Here is a 17,950-nt window from a genome sequence, read left to right as displayed (position 1 = left end):
ATTCGAATAAATCATGTTCTCTGACTGTGGTTACGCGAAAGCCAGAAAGTCACTTACAATATTTTCAGCTCTTTTTAACTCCAATAATGCATACTCAATATAGGTTTTTTCTTCGACAGTTAGCGTTTTAGATTTATCTAACAGCTGTAAAAAACCATTTGTAACGGTAAGCGGATTTCTAATTTCATGAGAGACACTCGCGGATAAATCACTCAGAACATTTAGCCGTTCTGAGTGTATCGAAGAATTACGGATTTTAATGTTATCAATTATCTTTTCAATTAATATCATAATAATGGTCATTACCAACGCGTAAGTTGGAACGGCATATACCGCTAATAGCCAGAATTCTTTGTTCAGTGATGGTAATACTGCTGCCAACGTAGATAAATAGAAGGCCATTGTAAAAATAGACACAAAAACTGCCCCAAAAATTCATTTCTTAGCATTTTGAACAAAAAACCATTTATGTAAAAGAGGTACTAAGATAAAAATAACGGTTGAGAAAAGAAATGACTGTAGGGTGCCTGCCCCGCCAATAAGCATGAATCGATAGATGTTTAACACTAGATATAATGGAAAAGTATATTTATATCCCCCAAAAAGGGCGACAATAATAAAAGGAATGTAACGTAAACCAAAGATAAAGCCAATGTCTAATTTAATAGGAATGGCCATACACAAGACCATTGATAGGGATGAAAGCAGAATCAGGATCGTTTTGTTATATGTATGTAGTTTATTTCTCAAAGAAAATAAGGAAAATTAAAACCGGAAACAGCAGAAACAGATAATAATAAAGATTCGAACAAGGTGAAACTCCTTCCATAGCAGTTAAAACACAATAATATATATGATTTCTTTAAATGCCCAGATTACTAGTTTACTACATTTTTAGATATTCATGCATAAACAATTATTATTTGATTAGTATTCACCTTAGGTTCCATTAACAAAAAAGGGGAAATCTCCTTCACAAGAGATCCCCCTCTAATCTGTCACTAATTTCATTACATATTGGTAAATAAGTTGAAAAGAAACCTTATGCTCCCTTGCTGCTTTGGCTACATCTTCATATTCAGGAGCTTGATGCAGCATCTGGTTATCTCTGTATGCCTGCTTTACTCTAATAGGTCCATACGGGGTATCTACCTCAATAAATCTTCGATCAAGAATGTTACGGGTCCACATACTTCTTCGCACTCCGAGTGTAGTAGTTTCCTCCAACAAAACTCTTTCACACTGGTCCGCTAATTGTAAAGACACTAAAATGGTTATAAGTGTACCAGGGCGATTTTTCTTCATATAGACAGGAGTATAGAAAACATCGAGAGCGCCAACTGCCAAAAGTCGTTCCATTGTATAGCCAAGCCCTTCCCCTGTCATATCATCGAGCTGGGCTTCAAGTATAAAAATAGATTCCCGTTCTTGATGAAACGCCTGGCTGCATGGCTGCTCGATGTCTGATGGTTTGAAGAGTAGGGTCCTTAGTACATTAGGGTGGTCAAAGTCTTCTTCCCCAGCGCCATAACCAATCTCTTCTACAGTGTGTCCACCAATTGGCATGAACTTTTTTACCAGTGCCTTTAATATCCCTGCCCCTATTGGTGTAGTTAATTCACCCCTAACGTTTAACTCTGCAAGAGGTATTCCTTTTAGCAACTCCATAGTAACTGGAGCAGGAATTGGATAGAGTCCATGAGCCATTCCCTTCTTCCCATAACCGGTTGGTACGGGTGACGCATAAATATCTTCAATTTCAAGGCTTTCTAAAGCCAAACATACCCCAATCGTTTCTATAATGAGGTCCATTACCCCCACCTCATGGAAATCAACTTCTCTAGGGTCAATTCCATGGATTTTCCCTTCAGCCATAGCCACTTCTCGAAAGATTGCCATACTTCGTTCTTTTACTCTTGAAGGAAGATTGCTTTGCTCAATTAACATCACTATCTCTTGTGCACGCAGATGATCGTCCGTATGGTTTTCATGAACTCGAGATGGAAAAAAGATTTCCAGTTTCTTTGCTGCAATCCCCCGTTTACTGACATTATGTACTTCCATTTCAAAGGGATTAATCGGTAATTTTCTTAACTGATCTACGATGTAGGAGAGATCCGCTCCTAAATCAATAAGAGCAGCAAGTGTCATGTCTCCTGCAATTCCGGAGATACAATCAAGGTAGAGGTTATTCAATTTTTTGTTCCTCCAAATTAATTTTTAAGATTCATTAGCTGTAAACCTATTAACATGAAAAATGAAATCGCGACCAAACACATTACCCAAAACCATGCCAAATCCATATTTCCTGAATCCATCGCTATATAGATAGCTGTTGATATGGTTTGGGTTTTCCCTGGGATGTTTCCAGCAAACATTAAAGTTGCCCCAAATTCGCCTAATGCTCTAGCAAAACTTAGTATCGTACCGGAAATGATCGCTTTAAGTGATAAAGGAATGGAGATGGTCAGAAATAATTGATATTCATTCGCTCCATCCACACGAGCTGCATTCTCAATATCCTCATCTATAGCTTCAAAACCTGATTTAGCAGATTGATACATGAGAGGAAAAGCAACTACGGTAGAGGCAATAACAGCAGCCCACCATGTAAACATAACTGGTTGTTTAAATATCCATTCAATCAATTGTCCCACAACACTATTCCTGCCAAATAATACAATTAACAAGAACCCTACAACAGACGGTGGCAATACTAATGGTAAAAGGAAAATAGTCTCAACTACAGCTTTCCCTTTGAATTTCGTATTAGCCATCATCTTTGAAAAAAATAACCCTAAGATTAATACCAAGATGCCAGCGACAGATGCTACCTCAATAGACAGTTTGACTGGTGACCAAAAATCCGTTTCCATGGTAAGTTTAATCTAATCCTTTAAAACCATACTTTGTAAAAGTCTTCAAAGAGTGGTCATTTTGAAGATAATCATAGAAAATTTGCGCCTCTTTTGGATGAGTACTAGTTTTTATCACACCCACTGAATAAACAATTGGATCGTGAGTATTTTCTTTAGCACTAGCTGCAATCTTAACCTTTTTTGAAATCAATGCATCCGTCTTATAGACAATACCCGCGTCAACATTTTGGCTTTCTACATATGTAAGCACTTGCCGAACATCCTTGGCATATACCACTTTTCCTTCGACTGCCTTCCAAACATTCATATTTTCCAATGTTTCTTTTGCATACTGCCCAGCTGGTACAGCCTCTGGGGTCCCAAGGGATAGTTTATCTGATTTAGTGAGGTCTTCAAATGATTTAATTCCCTTACTCTTACTTGAGCCGATTGGTACTACTAATACAAGTTCATTTCCGAGTAAATCTTTCCCATTTTCTTTCTCAATTAGTCCATCCTGGACCAATTTATCAAATTTGTCTTCTGCTGCAGAGAAGAAGAGATCCACAGGTGCTCCCTGACTGATTTGTTGTTGAAGTGCCCCTGACGCTCCAAAGTTATAGTTTATAATCACATTGGGATGTTCGTTTTGGAAAGAGTCTTTAATGTCATTTAAGGCATCTTGTAAACTAGCTGCTGCTGAAACGGTTAATTCTACATTCTTTTCAGAATCTGATGGTTTCTGGTTATTAAACATTTTAGCTTGATCATTGTTTGAACATCCAGATAATGCTATTAACAGTATCATTATAGAAAAAAATAAGTAATTTAGGTTTTTCATGACTACACTCCCATTCTGCCCATATAAAAATAGTTATATCTTATTGTAATAAGTTATAACAAAAAACTAAAGAAGAAAAATCACCATAAGGGTTTGGAGAGAACAGATTCCACCGGGATCGGTATTTATATAAAAAATATTTAAAGAAGGCTCGAATACTTGAGCCTTCTTTCTTTTTTGGGATCCATTTTAATTAAAGTACCAGCAAATATTGAATTTGTACAGGTGAGAGTGGTGTTATGGCCACAATGTGATAGCCGATACTTAGGAGCTGCGATAACGTTTCAGCACAATTTCTTCGTGGCGGTTCAATTGGGGCATGAAAACTTTTATAAAGATTAATAAACTGATTGTCCGTTGTACAATGAAGTAATACAACATGTCTTCCGGTCCACGCTTGACCAATTATTGGTTGGGTTTGGATTTCCCTATTGTTTCTCATCTTTTACATCCTCACTTATTGATACCATTACAATATGAAAAACTTTAATCCATTGTTCTTCCAGAAACCATAGCAAGATAAATTTATTGGTACATATTGTTCATTAAAATAAAGGGCTTACTATATTAAAATAGAATTAAATTTTAATAAATTTTTATATTTATATTAATCCAAGTTTCTCCTAGAGGAGGTATTTATGCTTAAGAAAATATTCTCAACTATGTTCTCTTTTTCACTTGTTTTGTCGGGGATTTTTTCGGTTTCAATATTAGACCCCGAAGAAACAGAAGCTTCATCATACAATAATTTGGCCGGACGGCCTTTCATGGGCTGGAGCAGCTGGAGTTCCATCCGTAAAAAACCAACAGAAAAAAATATCAAAGCAGCAGCCGATATTATCGCAGAAAAATTCAAATCACATGGCTATGAATATGTAAACCTTGATGATTATTATCAGCTTGATTGGACCACGAACGTGGACAAATATGGCAGATGGGTGGTAGATCCCAAGAAATTTCCAAATGGCATGAAAGCAGTTGGGGACTATATCCACAAAAAGGGATTAAAGTTTGGTCTTTATGTCACTCTTGGTATTCCAAAAGGTGCAATTGATCAAAATACACCAATTGAAGGAACACCCTACCATGCAAAAGATATTGTTGACTTTAGCAAGGGTCAAAAAGTAAGTTTTAATTATGACAATATGTTTTCTATTGATTTTTCAAAGCCAGGGGCACAGGAGTATATTGATTCTTGGGCCAGATTGTTTGCTTCCTATGGGGTAGATTACCTAAAGATTGACGGTGTTCGAAACCAGGATATCCCAGATATCGAGTATGGGCAAAGGCGTTGAAGAAAACAGGAAGACCGATTCATGTAGAGTTATCCAATAATTTGGATATAAAAAATATTTCAACCTGGCAGCAATTATCGAATGGCTGGCGGACAGATCATGATGTTGAAGCCTATGGCACGCCCACGCATACCAATTGGGTAAAGGTTTCTCGAAGATTTGGCGATGTTGCAGAGTGGCAGCCCCATGCGGGATCAGGCGGGTGGAATGACTTGGATTCACTCAATGTAGCAAACGGAAGTAAGGATGGTTTAACGGCAGATGAAAAACGTTCGTATGTATCCCTATGGGCAATTGCCGCTTCACATTTTGTGATTGGCAGTGATTTAACGAAACTAGACGATTATGGAGTGAGCCTGCTTACGAATGACGAAATTATTGGGGTGAACCAAAGTGGAGTCGCAGGGAAACGTCTATCTAAAACATCAACCACCCAAGTTTTCTATCAAGAACTGCCGGATGGTTCGTACAACATCGGTCTCTTTAATACAGGATTAACGCCACAAAATGTAACTGTGAAGTGGGACGATTTAGGAATTATGGGTTCAGCAATGGTGCATGATTTGTGGAGCCATGAGAATCTGGGTAAGATGGACTCAGGTTTCACAGCTAGTCTTTCTACCCATGCTTCTCAAATGATTCATGTGGTTCCTGCAAACACCCTTACTGTTTCCCCAGCAAGTGGTGAAACGGAAGTAAGCCCTTCAAGAGTTACCTTAAACTGGGATGCACAGTCCAGCGTTGACAGCTATCATATCCAGGTGGCAAAAGATTCCGCGATGACAAAAATTGTTTTTGATCAGTCAGTTACTTCCAATTCAGCTAATATTAGGGACCTTTCAATGGATACACACTACTACTGGAAAGTGTCCTCTGTGGCAGATGGAACAGAACATCAAATCGGAATTTACTCCTTCCATACAACAAAAACTTCTGTTCCAACAGCACCAGACTGGATATTGGCAAACAAAAATAAAAATGATTCTGTTTCAATTACCTGGAATCCGACAGCTGGAGCCACTTCCTATACGATCTACCGTAAAAAGGTTGATATTCTTGGTTTGGCCAATTACAAACCTATCGCAACAAATCTAATGACTCCAAACTATGTTGATAAATCAGCTGAAAATGGTGTGAACTATTCGTATATTGTAACAGCAAAAAACGACATAGGTGAAAGTGAACAGTCTAATGAGGTACAAGCAGACAACCACCATCTAACTATTCAGTTGATCACTCTTTTGATTGGATTTTTAATCTTAGTAATCTTAACCACAATCTTTAGGATTAGAAGAGACAAATCCAAATCTAACACTGTAGAAGTTCTGTTAAATAAAACAGCTTAAAAGAATACAAAACGGGGTAGTTTAGTGAAAACTGCCCCTTTTCTTGTTTCCTTTGATTGCCACTTTTTCATTCCTTCAAGCGCGGTTTTGCTGGATCACAATTTGGTGGTTCCAGACTCGCCGATTCAGCTAATTTCATTAAGTAATAACATTCCTCACGAAACATATGATCCGCCATTAATGGGGCAAATGTTCCCAATGCTTGCTTACTTAATTCCAGTTCTTCTAATTCCGTTAAGAAGTTTTGAAATAACTTTATTTCTAACTGGGTGTCTTTATTCATTTTTGTCAAAGCTGGAAAGGATGTCAAACTAGACCTTAAATAGCCGGTTAGTTCAACAGCCTTCATATAAAAATCCTCAAAATTCTTCTTATATAAATTACTTTTCTCCCTCAATTTCTTTTCAACCCCATCTAAATTGGAAGTAATCGCCTCAGAATGACCTGCCGCATCTAATAACCACAAAAGATGATGATGTAGTTCATGGTAGATAGGGGGTACATGACCTGCTTTCAGGTGATTTAAAATTCTTACATACTCCTCTAATTCGTTAACCATGTGATTGAGAAAGGTGGGTGAAAGGTGAATCTTGATTTTGCCGATAAGATGCTTTCTAATTAATTCCAATTTAAATTCTCGTAAATTCATAACCTCTGCTTCAGCTTCAACTGTTAATGAACCTAAATTAGCAGATTTTGCACGCTCAAGAAGTGTGTCAAATATGCTTATAAAATTTGAGGCCATTTTAATTTCCGCATCTTGAACCGGTGCAAGGGCTTCATAAATAAACCTGGAATGATCACCTAAAATTTGGAGCCAAAAACGGTGTTCAAATCGCGCTGTCCTTTCAAAGACATCATTCATGTTTATTCCTCCCTATAAAACCACATTAATTAAATGTTTATTCTCCTTTTTAATTTTTATGAACCACCTAGAAAAAATGAATGCCCTTGTATAAAATCTTAGCCAAGCGACAACTTTTAACTAATTCCTATGTGGGAGGGATAGACGTGTTGAAAGTTAAATTAGTGGGCGCAACACTACCTCGGCAGACGATTTAAGACTGTATGCACAAGATTTATTTCGTTACTCGAAACAAAGTGAAAATGGAAGAAAACTGATTAACTATCTTGAACATACGGTCTATAACTCTACCATTCCAATGGGTATTCAAGGCAAAGCGGTTGCTCATAAGGTTGGGATGATTCCAATGAATTTAATCTTTAATGATACTGCCGTAATCTTTGATAAAGAGCCGTATACCTTAGCAGTTACAACAAGAGGAATAGATTATGAAAAATCACAAGAGGTTATTGCTGAAATTGCTTCAATTATTGATCACTATCATGAACTTCTTACAGTGGGGTCAGATGAAGTCGAAGTGGTTAATCTAGCTTTAACCGCTGCGAAATATAATGTCCCCTCTTCTTTTTTTAGAATGGAACAGAATTCATTTTCCTATTACTATTTTGTTAATACAATCTCGGGGAGGTTTAGTAGTCCATCCAAATATCGATGGAATGTAAGGAACAATAGCTTTCATCAACAGTGGGTTTTTCTTCAAAGAGGGGCCTTTGTAAAAAATGGGGAAGTTTCCGAAGAAGTTAAAACTAATACTTTGAATGCTCCACTTGCACAATCAAATTAACTTTTAATAAATAATAAAAGTGGCCTTCATAGCCGAAGGCCTCTATACAAATGATTTATGAGCTGCTTTTTGTTTTAATAGTCTTAGCTTCTGGTTCTTTGTTAAGATTCTCCATAATCTTGCCTTAAATACCATAATATACCTCTCCTCTCAGAGATCATGTATTTTAGTGTCATTTTATACCAATAGTCTGAATATAAGGAATCTTTTTTTCTATTGTAGCAAACATATTAACGAAAGGAAATTCCAAAAAAACGACTATATCTACCCCATATTTACAAAATTCCTGCCAGATTTTAGATTGGAAATGAAAATAAGTGGATTTATTGGGAAAACTTTCTCTATTATTGTCGAAATATAAATTAAAAAAATTGAATAAATATGTCAAGAATGTGAACTATCAAATAGAAATTCTCCTTCCGTTTCTAAAGTAAACCTATTAATCAAAAAATTTATATAATTTCTGTTACGAGAATATTGATTTTTTTTAAAATAAATTATATTATAAATCTCGTTGATTTATTTTCGACAATTTTCGCACTATTTCATTGTTTATTTTTTCACAATAAATATTACCAAGGAGTTTTTAGAAGGGAAGTTTTTATGGGAATTTTCAGAAAAAAGTCCATACAGGATTTAATAAATCAAGCAGAAAAAAAAGATGTAACTTTAAAAAAAGAGCTTGGCGCTTTTGATCTATCCATGCTTGGCATTGGAGCGATTGTTGGAACAGGGATTTTTGTTCTCACTGGAGTGGCAGCTGCCGAACATGCAGGCCCTGCCTTAATTCTTTCTTTCATATTATCAGGACTGGTTTGTATATTTGCCGCACTCTGTTATGCAGAATTCGCCTCAACTGTTCCTGTTTCTGGGAGTGCCTACACCTACAGTTACGCAACATTTGGGGAATTCTTTGCCTGGATTTTAGGTTGGGATTTGATTCTGGAATACGGGTTTGCCTCCGCCTCAGTGGCCAGCGGTTGGTCTGGTTATTTCCAGGGACTAATAGCAGGTTTCGGCATTCACGTTCCAAAAGCAATCTCAAGTGCATTCAATCCAGCAAATGGAACATATGTTGATGTGCCGGCCATATTTATTACCTTTGTTATTACATTCCTATTAACTAGAGGAGTTAAACATTCAGCCCGTTTTAATGCGACTATGGTTATCATTAAATTAACGGTCGTTATCATTTTTCTAGCTGTTGGAGCATGGTATGTAAAGCCGGACAACTGGGCACCTTTCATGCCGTTTGGATTTTCCGGTGTGGCTTCTGGGGCTGCGACAGCGTTCTATGCTTATATCGGTTTTGATGCTGTTTCAACTGCGGCTGAGGAAGTAAAAAACCCGCAGCGGAATATGCCTATTGGAATTATTGCCTCCCTCGTAGTTTGTACCATTTTATACGTTGCCGTTTCCGCTGTATTAACCGGGATTGTTCCTTATCAACTGCTAGATGTAAAAAATCCGGTATCTTTTGCATTAAGTTATATTCACCAAGACTGGGCGGCAGGATTAATTTCCCTTGGGGCCATTGCTGGAATTACAACCGTCCTAACGGTAATGGTGTATGGACAAACCCGTTTATTTTATGCAATCAGCCGTGATGGTTTGCTTCCTAAAGTATTTTCAAAAGTAGATAAGGAAAAACAAACACCAGTAGTGAACTCATGGATAACCTGCCTGCTTGTGTCTATCTTTTCAGGTTTAATTCCGCTTGGTAAGCTTGCCGAACTAACGAATATAGGTACGTTGTTCGCTTTTATGTCCGTTTCCATTGGTATTTTATATCTGCGTAAAACACAAGGAGCGCCCAAACGTGGTTTTCGCGTTCCGTTTGTACCGTGGATTCCAATCATCGCCTTTTTATCATGTGGCTACCTAGTGCTTCAGCTGCCTGCATTAACCTGGATCAGTTTTTTCATTTGGCTGATAATTGGTTTAGTGATTTATTTCAGTTATGGTAGAAAACATTCAGTGCTGAATTAGAGCTATATTAATTGTGTTTAAAAGACCTTCTGTGAATTTTTTTTACAGAAGGCCTTTTTATTTTGAATTCCCCGCATTTTCAATTGTATTATAATGGTATAATGTTAGTAAAAAGTGAACTAAACTTAATTTGGACGCCATACTAAAAGAGGTGTAGAGACGTGATCACTGCTGATCAAATGCTAGTCAAAAAGATTAATCAAAAGCTATTATTGAATGAAATTGTTGCTAATTCCCCTATCTCAAGGGCAAAGTTATCTGAAAAGACAGGATTAAATAAATCTACTGTTTCATCCCAAGTAAATACCTTAATTGAAAAAAATCTTATTTTCGAAATCGGACAAGGTCAGTCAAGTGGCGGAAGAAAACCTGTGATGCTGGTTTTCAACAAAAATGCTGGTTATTCCATTGGAATCGATGTTGGTGTCGATTATATCAACAGCATTTTAACTGATTTAAAAGGGAATATTGTTCACGAGGATTATCAACAAGTAGAAAGTCAGTCCTCTGAAGAGATAAAGGATGTTCTAATTTTAAAAATTAACCACTTAAAAGCTCAAATGCCGGAATCTCCTTACGGGCTAATTGGGATCGGGTTATGTGTTCCAGGACTAGTAAATTCCGAGCAAAAAGTCATTTTCACGCCTAATTTGAACTGGAATTATGAACTAGACTTAAAACCACTAATCGAACAGGAATTTAAAGTACCTGTCTTTTTAGAAAATGAAGCGAATGCCGGGGCTTATGGAGAAAAAGAGTTTGGAGCTGCGAAAAATTACGAAAACCTTGTTTACGTAAGCGTTCATACTGGTATAGGTGTCGGTATTATTATTAATAATCATCTTTATAGAGGAGTCCGTGGATTTGCTGGGGAAATGGGTCATTTAACCATTGACTTAAATGGACACAAATGCAGTTGTGGAAATCGGGGCTGCTGGGAATTATATGCTTCCGAAAAGGCATTAATAAAATCATTGTCGAAGCAGCAGCAAGAGAAACGATCTAATCAAGATATTATTCAGCTTGCAAATCAAAATAATCCCGACATTCTAATGGCACTTCAAAAGTTTGGTTTTTACCTTGGTATTGGGTTGACAAGTATCCTTAATACCTTTAATCCCCAAGCCGTTATTATTCGAAACAATATCGTTGAAGCCCTGCCAATGGTCTTAAACTCAATCAAGAATTCGGTGGCATCAAGAACCTATCAACAACTTGAGAATAGTTATGAACTATTAACTTCATCATTAGGAAAAAATGCTCCTGCTTTAGGGGCCTGTTCGATTGCCATCGAGCAATTTTTAGAAATGTTTACCGCATAAGAAGCTTTTAAAGACGCAAAGTGAAAATATGGCTTTGCGTTTTTTAGTATAATCTTTGGCTTTATCACTTAATTCTAATTTTTTTAAATACCACATCGAAATTGGTCCAAACTAACTATGAAAAGATTACTTATCATTCCTAGGATAAATTTATAATGAAATAAGAATGGGAAGAAGGTCGTCGAATATGTCTTGGTTGGTATTTGCGATTTTATCTGCTGTTTCAGCAGCGCTAGTTTCTATTTTTGGTAAAATCGGATTACAAAATATTGATGCCAATACTGCAACTGCCATTCGATCCGTAATTATGGCACTCTTTTTAATTGGGGTAGTTTGTTTTCAGGGGAATTTAGGGAAAATTCCTGAGATTTTCTCACAAAGGAAAGCGTTGCTATTTATCGTTCTAAGCGGTCTGGCAGGTGCCATTTCTTGGTTGTTTTACTTTTTAGCCCTAAAAACAGGAAAAGTGTCGCAGGTGGGACCCATTGATAAACTCAGCGTAGTTATTGCGACGGTTCTAGCGATTATCTTTTTCGGTGAGAAGCTTAGTCTTGTTAACGGAATCGGAGTTGCATTAATTGCAATTGGGGTGATTTTAACTGCATTACATTAACCTTAACTCTAACGTTGAGAAAGACTATAGTTAAATTGTATAAACCACACTAGTGATAAAATTCACTGTGTGGTTTTATTTTTCTTCTAGACATAGGCATTAGCCGTCTCTTAAGGATTTGTATGTAAATATCATGTCAGAAAGATCACTTAATCTTGACTAAGTTAATCAACATTTAGAGGTTTTAGGAGGATTTCAAAATGAAGCTGCTTGATTGTATTCATCAACAATTAGGGAAATTAAAGAATCCAACACTTAAGGAACTGGGAACTGCACTAAAACGATTTCCTGATCTTTCTGATTTAATCCAACCTTTTATTACTGACGCAGACCAGTTTCCGTATGGTAGAAATGTCATTTACTTAAATGAACATGTAGAGGTACTTGTTATTAACCTTCCCCCACATGTTGAGACAGCAATTCATGATCACGGTCAATCTTTAGGGTGCGCACTCGTTGTGGAAGGCAAACTACTCAATTCGATTTATCGGTTCAACGAAAACCAAATTGAACGAGCTAAAGCCTATACAGTTCAAAAAGGGGATTTTCTTATCTCACCTCAGGGGATAATTCATAAAATGAGTAATCCTCATACGGAGCGGATGATCTCCCTTCATGTCTACTCCCCTCCGCTTTTTAATATGTCTAATTACAAAGACCAACAAACAAACGAAATCTTAACTGATTTAGTATGAGATAATTCTTTTTTCAAATTTAAATAGAGGCAATTCTCACTTGCCTCTTTTAGTAATTTCATAACCTTCTAAATATAAATAGAAACACTTCATACAGTTAATAAGGAAGGTTTAATACTATTTAATGAAGAAGCTAACCGTTTTTTGGCCTCAGAATCCAATTCATAACGATTATTTCCTAATTTTTTTATTTGACTGTCCAAAATATATCCTCCTTTTAAAATATGGGTGGCTCCTAAGGCAGTAAGTACAGGTTTAAGGGCATAATCAATCATTAATAAGTGCCCAAAGGTTCCACCGACAGCAATCGGTAAGATGGTTTTACCCTCTAGACCATTTTGAGGAAGAAGATCTAAGTAAGTTTTTAAAACTCCGGAATACGATGCTTTAAATACCGGAGTCAAAATTATAATGATACTTGAGTCCTCTAATTTCTTATTTGCCTCTATTATTTCTCCACTATCAAACCTGGCTTGAATTAAATCTTCTGATGGAAGCAGACGGACATCTATAATTTCAGGTGCAATCCCAATCCCATTGAAATGGTTAAAAATATCATGTAAAACTCCATTTAGTCTCGTTTCCTCTGAAGGACTTCCAGAAATTATCGTTACTTTGCTCATCATTCATTCTCCCTTTCTTCTATTATGATTTTCTATTTCGATTTCTTACTAGTTAATTTAAGAGAACCAAAATTGCAATGTGGATGTTGCATGGATTTGAATGCTTTGTACTCATTTTCTAGTTCCGTTAGTGATAACTCAAAAAGATGTTTATCTTCTTTTTTATATACATTAAAAGCAATTAATTTTTCGATTATTTTTTTGCGCTTATTTTCCACAGCATCACGAAGAATATTCCCCACCCGAATCACTCCTATTTATAGATTTTATTTTATAAATGAAACGTTTTTCGATTGGATCATAAACTATTGGCTAATTAACTAATAACTTGGCTTTCTAATAATTCTCTTGCACTTTCATATAGAAAATAAGCCGCTTTTAAAATAGCTGATTCATCAACTGTAAATTCAGGGTGGTGCCAATCTTCGTTCCCATTTGTACCAAAAAAGGCAAAGGTTCCTGGGATACTCAGAAGATAATAAGAGAAATCTTCACCTGCTGTCGAAGGTTCTGGTTGGATTACTTCAAAAGATTGTTGTCTCGCAGCGGTTTCCACAATCTCGGTTACCGTTTTATGATTTACTAGAGCCGGTGGACCTGGAAACCAGTTGATTTCTACTTCTTGTGAGAAAGCTGCAGCTATTGCGTTTACAATCGTGTAAAACTTTGTTTTTATCTCTTCCCGAATAATGGGGTTAAAGGTACGAACGGTCCCTTCCAAGCTGACTTCACCCGGAATAACATTCCACGTGCTGCCGCCTATTATTTTTGTCACACTCACTACAGCATTTTGAAGCGGTGACACGTTCCTGCTGACAATCGTCTGAAGGGCTGTGATCAACTGCCCGGCCGCTACAATCGGATCATTTCCATTTTGCGGGAGTGCCGCATGACTCCCCTTCCCATATAATACAATTTGAAAACGATCCACTGCTGCCATTAATGGTCCTTCTTTTATTCCTATTGTACCAACTGGTAACTCAGGTTTATTATGAAGTCCAATAATAGCTTTCACACCATCCAATTGTCCATCCTCTATCACATGCTTCGCCCCTCCTCCTAACTCTTCGGCCGGTTGAAAAATCAGTCGGACTGAGCCATTTAGCTGAGACAGATTTTCTTTTAATAAATAGGCCGCACCAATGAGTGCAGCGGTATGGAAATCATGGCCGCAGGCATGCATAACTCCTTTTATTTTGGAGGCATAGGGTAGTCCCGTTTTCTCCTCAATTGGCAGTGCATCAATGTCTGCACGTATTGCTACAATGGGTCCTGGTTTATCACCTTTTATGTCCGCAAATACACCTGTCTTCAAGTTTGTGTTTCGAATCGGGATAGATAATTCCTTTAGCCATTTTTCAATAGATTTTGTTGTTTCAAACTCTTTGTTTGATAATTCTGGGTATTGATGTAAATAACGGCGGACCGAAATTAAATATGATTCTAATTCCTGCTGATTCATAGTAATGTCCTCTCTTATAAATCATATCGATAGCATTTTACTAAATTATCATTGTTATAAAATTCTTTTGTTTGATCTCGTTTAAAACCAAACCATTCATACAGCCGAATTGCTTTTTGCATTTTATCACCTGAATGCAAATACAACTCTTTTGATCCTTGAGACTTTGCAAACTGAAGACCAGCTTTTAATAATTCTTGTGCAATGCCGTGTCCACGGGCTTCCGGATGAACAGCTAATAGACGAATAATTGGTGAAAATATCCGTAATTCTGGTCTTTGATAGGCCTTTTCGGAAGACAGGAATAACTGTAAGGTCCCAAGAATTTTGTCATCACTTTTGGCAATCAAAATTTTTTCCACGTTTGGATTATCGACGGATGCTATAATGTTGGTTAAGTACTCCTCCCAAACTTGAACACTTTTATAAGCATGCTCATACTGCTGATAGCTCTCCACTAATAATTGTCGTACGGTCTCTTTTTCTTCTTCCTTTAATTCATCTATGGTAATTTGGTTGATTGCCATATTAGTCATCCTTTCGCAATTTAGTTATTCGATCATCTCCAATGTTTATTTAAAAATACTGATTTAATCTACACGAATAGTCGGAATTAAACTAGCGCTAGTACTTGAAGCATTTCACAACAGAAGAACTTCTTTTTAAAATAGAAATTTCTTTTTTGACAACATCATTCCCTATTGATTTACGATTTTTGATAATTCCTGATCAAATTCATGGTTCCAGAAAGTGGTGACTTTAATTTTGTTATTAATAATTCCCGCATTATGAAAGACATTGGCTATATCTTGCTGGGAGTCTGTTTTCGAATCAGAAAGAGGGATTATCCGTGTTGGTCGTTGTTCTTCTCCATCTTTAAACGTTTGGAAAGCTTGATCATACGGTTGTTTTGTTTCTGCTCCTACTATTTTGGCCCATTTTTCTGGATTCTCTCTTTGCCATTTGTATGCTTGATTTACTCGGTCAAGCAAATCGACTATGGCGGCGTGTTTTCCTGGATCACTTATAGCCTCTGTTAAGGCATTGACTTGGAAATCTCCTGATAAAATATCTTTTGCACTATCAAGCGTAGTTGCTCCCTTTTGATGTGCAGATATAATGGCATTCCCATAACTTGCTAAAGCATCCACATTCCCCCCAAGAAGCGCAGCTAATCCATCAGAAGTAGTCAATTGAACAGGCTTAATATCATTCCAAGTTAAACCCGCATCCTCCAACATTTTGATTAGAAAATAATGAGCTGTTGTATTTTGTACATATGCTACCTTTTTTCCTTTTAAATCTGCTACACTTTTGATATGGGATCCTTTTGCAACTACTAATTCCTGTTGAAGAGTATTAGATTGTTGAATTGCAATAACTTTCGAATGCTCCCCATTTTGTGCCAAAGATGAAAAAAGAGGAGGAATTTCACTAGTAATCCCAAAATCAACATGACCAGCCGTCATTGCCTCTAAAATTAAATTACCGCCTTGAAACACACTGTATTCTACTTTATAAGGAGTGTCCTCAAGACCTGCTACCTTAAGGGCTTCCTGGATTGTTCCCCAACCCGTTTGGCCAACGCGCAAAGTAACTTTACTTAAATCTACTGATTCTTTTTTCGTTACTTCCTTAGCGCCTGTTTGTTCACTTTCTTTATTAAATGAACAGCCAGTTAACACGATAGATATTAAAAGTCCTAAGAGTACGAAAAACACACTCATCTTTTTCATTCCCATTACCTCACGCTTATTCAGATTAATAATTATTATCTTTTAATTTACCTGCTCTTTTAACGGTGCAAAAAACGATTCACCCGAAATTCGTTGTAAGAATCGACGAGTTCTTTCTTCCTTAGGTGCATGGAATATCTCCAATGGAGTTCCTTCCTCCACGATGACTCCCCCATCCATAAACAGAACACGATCAGACACTTCTTTAGCAAAACTCATTTCATGCGTAACAACCACCATCGTAATTCCTTCTTGTGCTATTTCTTTTATAACGGATAGAACTTCTCCAACTAATTCAGGATCTAATGCCGACGTTGGCTCATCAAAAAGAATAACCTCTGGATTTAATGCTAATGCCCTTGCAATTCCTACTCTCTGCTGCTGCCCGCCCGATAATTGAGAAGGATAGAAATGTAATTTATCACTAAGACCCACTTTTTCAAGCACTTTCTCACTAATTATTCTGGCATCCTTTTTCTTTACTTTTTTTGCAACCACCAAACCTTCCATTACGTTTTCCACCACTGTCTTATGAGCAAATAAATTATAGTGCTGAAAAACCATTGCCGATTGTTTTCTTACCGACAACATATCCTTTTTCGTAGCGTTCTTTGCATTAACCTGGATATTTCCGATTTGTACAATACCAGCCTCAGGTCTTTCTAAAAAATTTAGGCATCGTAGTAAAGTGGTTTTCCCTGAACCACTTGGCCCAAGTATGGTAACCACTTCACCACGGTTTATTTTTAGATTAATACCTCGTAACACCTGCGATTTGTTAAATGATTTCTTTATGTCTTTTAAAATAATCATGACATGCCTCCTCGACTATACGATGTTACTCGTTTTTCTAATAAAAAAGAAATTCCCTCAACAATAATCGTAAGTCCCCAATAAATTAGTCCAGCAGCAATAAAAGCCTCTAAAAATTTCAAGTTAGTTGAAGCGACAATATTAGCAGCACCCGTCAATTCTTTTTCAGATACGAGAAATGCTATAGACGATGTGTGTAAGAAACCAACGAAAATATTTGTAAAATTTGGAACAGACTGTGCTAATGCCTGTGGAAGAACAATCCGGAACATCGCTTGAAGCTTCGTCATCCCCACTGAATAAGCAGCTTCCAATTGACCCGTCGACACACTGATAATCCCTGAGCGGATAATTTCTGATAAATAGGCACCTGCTGCTAGTGACAACGCGGTTAAAACAAACAAAATAATGGGAATTTTGCTAGATTGGATATTTAAATTAAACTTTAACGATACTTGGTCCACTAATAAGGGGATTCCGTAATAAATGACCATAATATGCATGATAATGGGAGTTCCTCTAAAAAAGGAAACATACCCATTAGCTGCCTGGTATACAAATCTTGTTTTATAGATCCTTACGAGTGCAACAATTATTCCAATTAAGAATCCCACCAATAAGGGGACAATGGTTAAAATGAGAGTAGTGGGAAGAGATTTAATAATTTCTTTAAAAGCGATCCATATAAAAGGAAGATCGATTGTCATG

The 17,950-nt window shown here is 36.9% G+C and carries 21 protein-coding genes; 7 read left to right on the top strand and 14 right to left on the bottom strand.

Features of this window, described 5'->3' with window-relative positions; translation table 11 throughout:
• Nucleotides 1-30: 30 nt before the first annotated feature.
• The 6 genes from M3226_RS03830 to M3226_RS03805 form a co-directional block, all read right to left on the bottom strand.
• Nucleotides 31-417 carry a histidine kinase dimerization/phospho-acceptor domain-containing protein gene (locus tag M3226_RS03830; RefSeq protein ID WP_251562751.1) on the bottom strand — a complete coding sequence of 129 codons (387 nt, stop codon included), beginning with the start codon at nucleotides 415-417 and terminating at the stop codon, nucleotides 31-33.
• 18 nt (nucleotides 418-435) lie between these two features.
• Nucleotides 436-690 carry a LytS/YhcK type 5TM receptor domain-containing protein gene (locus M3226_RS03825; protein WP_251563219.1) on the bottom strand — a complete coding sequence of 85 codons (255 nt, stop codon included), beginning with the start codon at nucleotides 688-690 and terminating at the stop codon, nucleotides 436-438.
• A gap of 300 nt (nucleotides 691-990) precedes the next feature.
• Nucleotides 991-2,196 (bottom strand): nickel pincer cofactor biosynthesis protein LarC, encoded by a 1,206-nt coding sequence (larC, locus tag M3226_RS03820; RefSeq protein WP_251562749.1) that lies wholly within the window; start codon nucleotides 2,194-2,196, stop codon nucleotides 991-993.
• A 17-nt stretch (nucleotides 2,197-2,213) separates the two neighbouring features.
• Complete coding sequence (gene modB, locus M3226_RS03815; RefSeq protein WP_251562747.1) at nucleotides 2,214-2,876, bottom strand: molybdate ABC transporter permease subunit; 663 nt, start codon at nucleotides 2,874-2,876, stop codon at nucleotides 2,214-2,216.
• Nucleotides 2,877-2,883: 7 nt separating this feature from the next.
• Nucleotides 2,884-3,699, bottom strand: coding sequence for a molybdate ABC transporter substrate-binding protein (modA, locus tag M3226_RS03810; RefSeq protein ID WP_251562745.1), 816 nt, complete (start codon nucleotides 3,697-3,699; stop codon nucleotides 2,884-2,886).
• A 193-nt stretch (nucleotides 3,700-3,892) separates the two neighbouring features.
• Complete coding sequence (locus M3226_RS03805) at nucleotides 3,893-4,141, bottom strand: hypothetical protein (protein ID WP_251562743.1); 249 nt, start codon at nucleotides 4,139-4,141, stop codon at nucleotides 3,893-3,895.
• A gap of 196 nt (nucleotides 4,142-4,337) precedes the next feature.
• Here M3226_RS03805 and M3226_RS03800 point away from each other — a divergent pair, with 196 nt between their 5' ends.
• A complete protein-coding gene (locus M3226_RS03800; protein WP_251562742.1) occupies nucleotides 4,338-4,994 on the top strand; it encodes an alpha-galactosidase in 657 nt (218 codons plus the stop codon).
• The gene (locus tag M3226_RS03795; RefSeq protein ID WP_251562739.1) at nucleotides 4,991-6,340 is read left to right on the top strand and encodes a fibronectin type III domain-containing protein; all 1,350 of its coding nucleotides are present in this window, start codon (nucleotides 4,991-4,993) and stop codon (nucleotides 6,338-6,340) included. The genes M3226_RS03800 and M3226_RS03795 overlap by 4 nt, the downstream gene beginning before the upstream one ends.
• A gap of 67 nt (nucleotides 6,341-6,407) precedes the next feature.
• Here M3226_RS03795 and M3226_RS03790 read toward each other — a convergent pair whose 3' ends face one another.
• A complete protein-coding gene (locus M3226_RS03790) occupies nucleotides 6,408-7,205 on the bottom strand; it encodes a DUF2935 domain-containing protein (protein WP_251562737.1) in 798 nt (265 codons plus the stop codon).
• A 346-nt stretch (nucleotides 7,206-7,551) separates the two neighbouring features.
• On the opposite strand from M3226_RS03790, the gene M3226_RS03785 reads away from it, so the two are divergent.
• The 5 genes from M3226_RS03785 to M3226_RS03765 all read left to right on the top strand — a co-directional run bounded on the left by M3226_RS03785 (nucleotide 7,552) and on the right by M3226_RS03765 (nucleotide 12,608).
• A complete protein-coding gene (locus M3226_RS03785; RefSeq protein WP_251562735.1) occupies nucleotides 7,552-7,989 on the top strand; it encodes a hypothetical protein in 438 nt (145 codons plus the stop codon).
• Between the two features lie 603 nt (nucleotides 7,990-8,592).
• Nucleotides 8,593-9,978: an amino acid permease gene (locus tag M3226_RS03780; protein ID WP_251562734.1), complete on the top strand. Its 1,386-nt coding sequence runs from the start codon at nucleotides 8,593-8,595 to the stop codon at nucleotides 9,976-9,978.
• Nucleotides 9,979-10,157: 179 nt separating this feature from the next.
• Nucleotides 10,158-11,300 (top strand): transcriptional repressor XylR, encoded by a 1,143-nt coding sequence (gene xylR / locus M3226_RS03775; RefSeq protein ID WP_285857728.1) that lies wholly within the window; start codon nucleotides 10,158-10,160, stop codon nucleotides 11,298-11,300.
• A 187-nt stretch (nucleotides 11,301-11,487) separates the two neighbouring features.
• A complete protein-coding gene (locus M3226_RS03770; RefSeq protein ID WP_251562730.1) occupies nucleotides 11,488-11,913 on the top strand; it encodes an EamA family transporter in 426 nt (141 codons plus the stop codon).
• 200 nt (nucleotides 11,914-12,113) lie between these two features.
• Nucleotides 12,114-12,608 (top strand): cysteine dioxygenase, encoded by a 495-nt coding sequence (locus M3226_RS03765; protein ID WP_251562728.1) that lies wholly within the window; start codon nucleotides 12,114-12,116, stop codon nucleotides 12,606-12,608.
• An 89-nt stretch (nucleotides 12,609-12,697) separates the two neighbouring features.
• Here M3226_RS03765 and ssuE read toward each other — a convergent pair whose 3' ends face one another.
• From ssuE to M3226_RS03730, 7 genes are all read right to left on the bottom strand, one after another.
• Complete coding sequence (gene ssuE / locus M3226_RS03760; protein ID WP_308211925.1) at nucleotides 12,698-13,234, bottom strand: NADPH-dependent FMN reductase; 537 nt, start codon at nucleotides 13,232-13,234, stop codon at nucleotides 12,698-12,700.
• Between the two features lie 29 nt (nucleotides 13,235-13,263).
• Nucleotides 13,264-13,473: a Fur-regulated basic protein FbpA gene (locus M3226_RS03755; protein ID WP_098530636.1), complete on the bottom strand. Its 210-nt coding sequence runs from the start codon at nucleotides 13,471-13,473 to the stop codon at nucleotides 13,264-13,266.
• A gap of 74 nt (nucleotides 13,474-13,547) precedes the next feature.
• Nucleotides 13,548-14,699 carry an amidohydrolase gene (locus M3226_RS03750; protein WP_374110544.1) on the bottom strand — a complete coding sequence of 384 codons (1,152 nt, stop codon included), beginning with the start codon at nucleotides 14,697-14,699 and terminating at the stop codon, nucleotides 13,548-13,550.
• A gap of 8 nt (nucleotides 14,700-14,707) precedes the next feature.
• Entirely contained in the window at nucleotides 14,708-15,220 is a 513-nt protein-coding gene (locus tag M3226_RS03745) for a GNAT family N-acetyltransferase (protein ID WP_251562724.1), read from the bottom strand.
• A gap of 171 nt (nucleotides 15,221-15,391) precedes the next feature.
• Nucleotides 15,392-16,429, bottom strand: coding sequence for an ABC transporter substrate-binding protein (locus M3226_RS03740; protein WP_251562720.1), 1,038 nt, complete (start codon nucleotides 16,427-16,429; stop codon nucleotides 15,392-15,394).
• 42 nt (nucleotides 16,430-16,471) lie between these two features.
• A complete protein-coding gene (locus tag M3226_RS03735) occupies nucleotides 16,472-17,242 on the bottom strand; it encodes an amino acid ABC transporter ATP-binding protein (RefSeq protein WP_251562718.1) in 771 nt (256 codons plus the stop codon).
• Nucleotides 17,239-17,949, bottom strand: coding sequence for an amino acid ABC transporter permease (locus M3226_RS03730; protein ID WP_251562716.1), 711 nt, complete (start codon nucleotides 17,947-17,949; stop codon nucleotides 17,239-17,241). The genes M3226_RS03735 and M3226_RS03730 overlap by 4 nt, the downstream gene beginning before the upstream one ends.
• Between the last annotated feature and the right edge of the window lies 1 nt (nucleotide 17,950).

This window comes from Neobacillus cucumis (genome assembly GCF_023715505.1).
Note: the sequence above shows the minus strand (reverse complement) of the source record. Positions and strands in the feature narration are given on the sequence as shown.

Excerpts from the sequence above, each read along its gene's own strand:
- M3226_RS03825 (WP_251563219.1), bottom strand. The coding sequence starts at position 690 with ATGGTCTTGTGTATGGCCATTCCTATTAAATTAGACATTGGCTTTATC.
- modB (WP_251562747.1), bottom strand. The coding sequence starts at position 2,876 with ATGGAAACGGATTTTTGGTCACCAGTCAAACTGTCTATTGAGGTAGCA.
- modA (WP_251562745.1), bottom strand. The coding sequence starts at position 3,699 with ATGAAAAACCTAAATTACTTATTTTTTTCTATAATGATACTGTTAATA.
- M3226_RS03805 (WP_251562743.1), bottom strand. The coding sequence starts at position 4,141 with ATGAGAAACAATAGGGAAATCCAAACCCAACCAATAATTGGTCAAGCG.
- M3226_RS03800 (WP_251562742.1), top strand. The coding sequence starts at position 4,338 with ATGCTTAAGAAAATATTCTCAACTATGTTCTCTTTTTCACTTGTTTTG.
- M3226_RS03790 (WP_251562737.1), bottom strand. The coding sequence starts at position 7,205 with ATGAATGATGTCTTTGAAAGGACAGCGCGATTTGAACACCGTTTTTGG.
- M3226_RS03785 (WP_251562735.1), top strand. The coding sequence starts at position 7,552 with ATGAATTTAATCTTTAATGATACTGCCGTAATCTTTGATAAAGAGCCG.
- M3226_RS03780 (WP_251562734.1), top strand. The coding sequence starts at position 8,593 with ATGGGAATTTTCAGAAAAAAGTCCATACAGGATTTAATAAATCAAGCA.
- xylR (WP_285857728.1), top strand. The coding sequence starts at position 10,158 with ATGCTAGTCAAAAAGATTAATCAAAAGCTATTATTGAATGAAATTGTT.
- M3226_RS03770 (WP_251562730.1), top strand. The coding sequence starts at position 11,488 with ATGTCTTGGTTGGTATTTGCGATTTTATCTGCTGTTTCAGCAGCGCTA.
- M3226_RS03765 (WP_251562728.1), top strand. The coding sequence starts at position 12,114 with ATGAAGCTGCTTGATTGTATTCATCAACAATTAGGGAAATTAAAGAAT.
- ssuE (WP_308211925.1), bottom strand. The coding sequence starts at position 13,234 with ATGATGAGCAAAGTAACGATAATTTCTGGAAGTCCTTCAGAGGAAACG.
- M3226_RS03745 (WP_251562724.1), bottom strand. The coding sequence starts at position 15,220 with ATGGCAATCAACCAAATTACCATAGATGAATTAAAGGAAGAAGAAAAA.
- M3226_RS03740 (WP_251562720.1), bottom strand. The coding sequence starts at position 16,429 with ATGAAAAAGATGAGTGTGTTTTTCGTACTCTTAGGACTTTTAATATCT.
- M3226_RS03735 (WP_251562718.1), bottom strand. The coding sequence starts at position 17,242 with ATGATTATTTTAAAAGACATAAAGAAATCATTTAACAAATCGCAGGTG.
- M3226_RS03730 (WP_251562716.1), bottom strand. The coding sequence starts at position 17,949 with ATGACAATCGATCTTCCTTTTATATGGATCGCTTTTAAAGAAATTATT.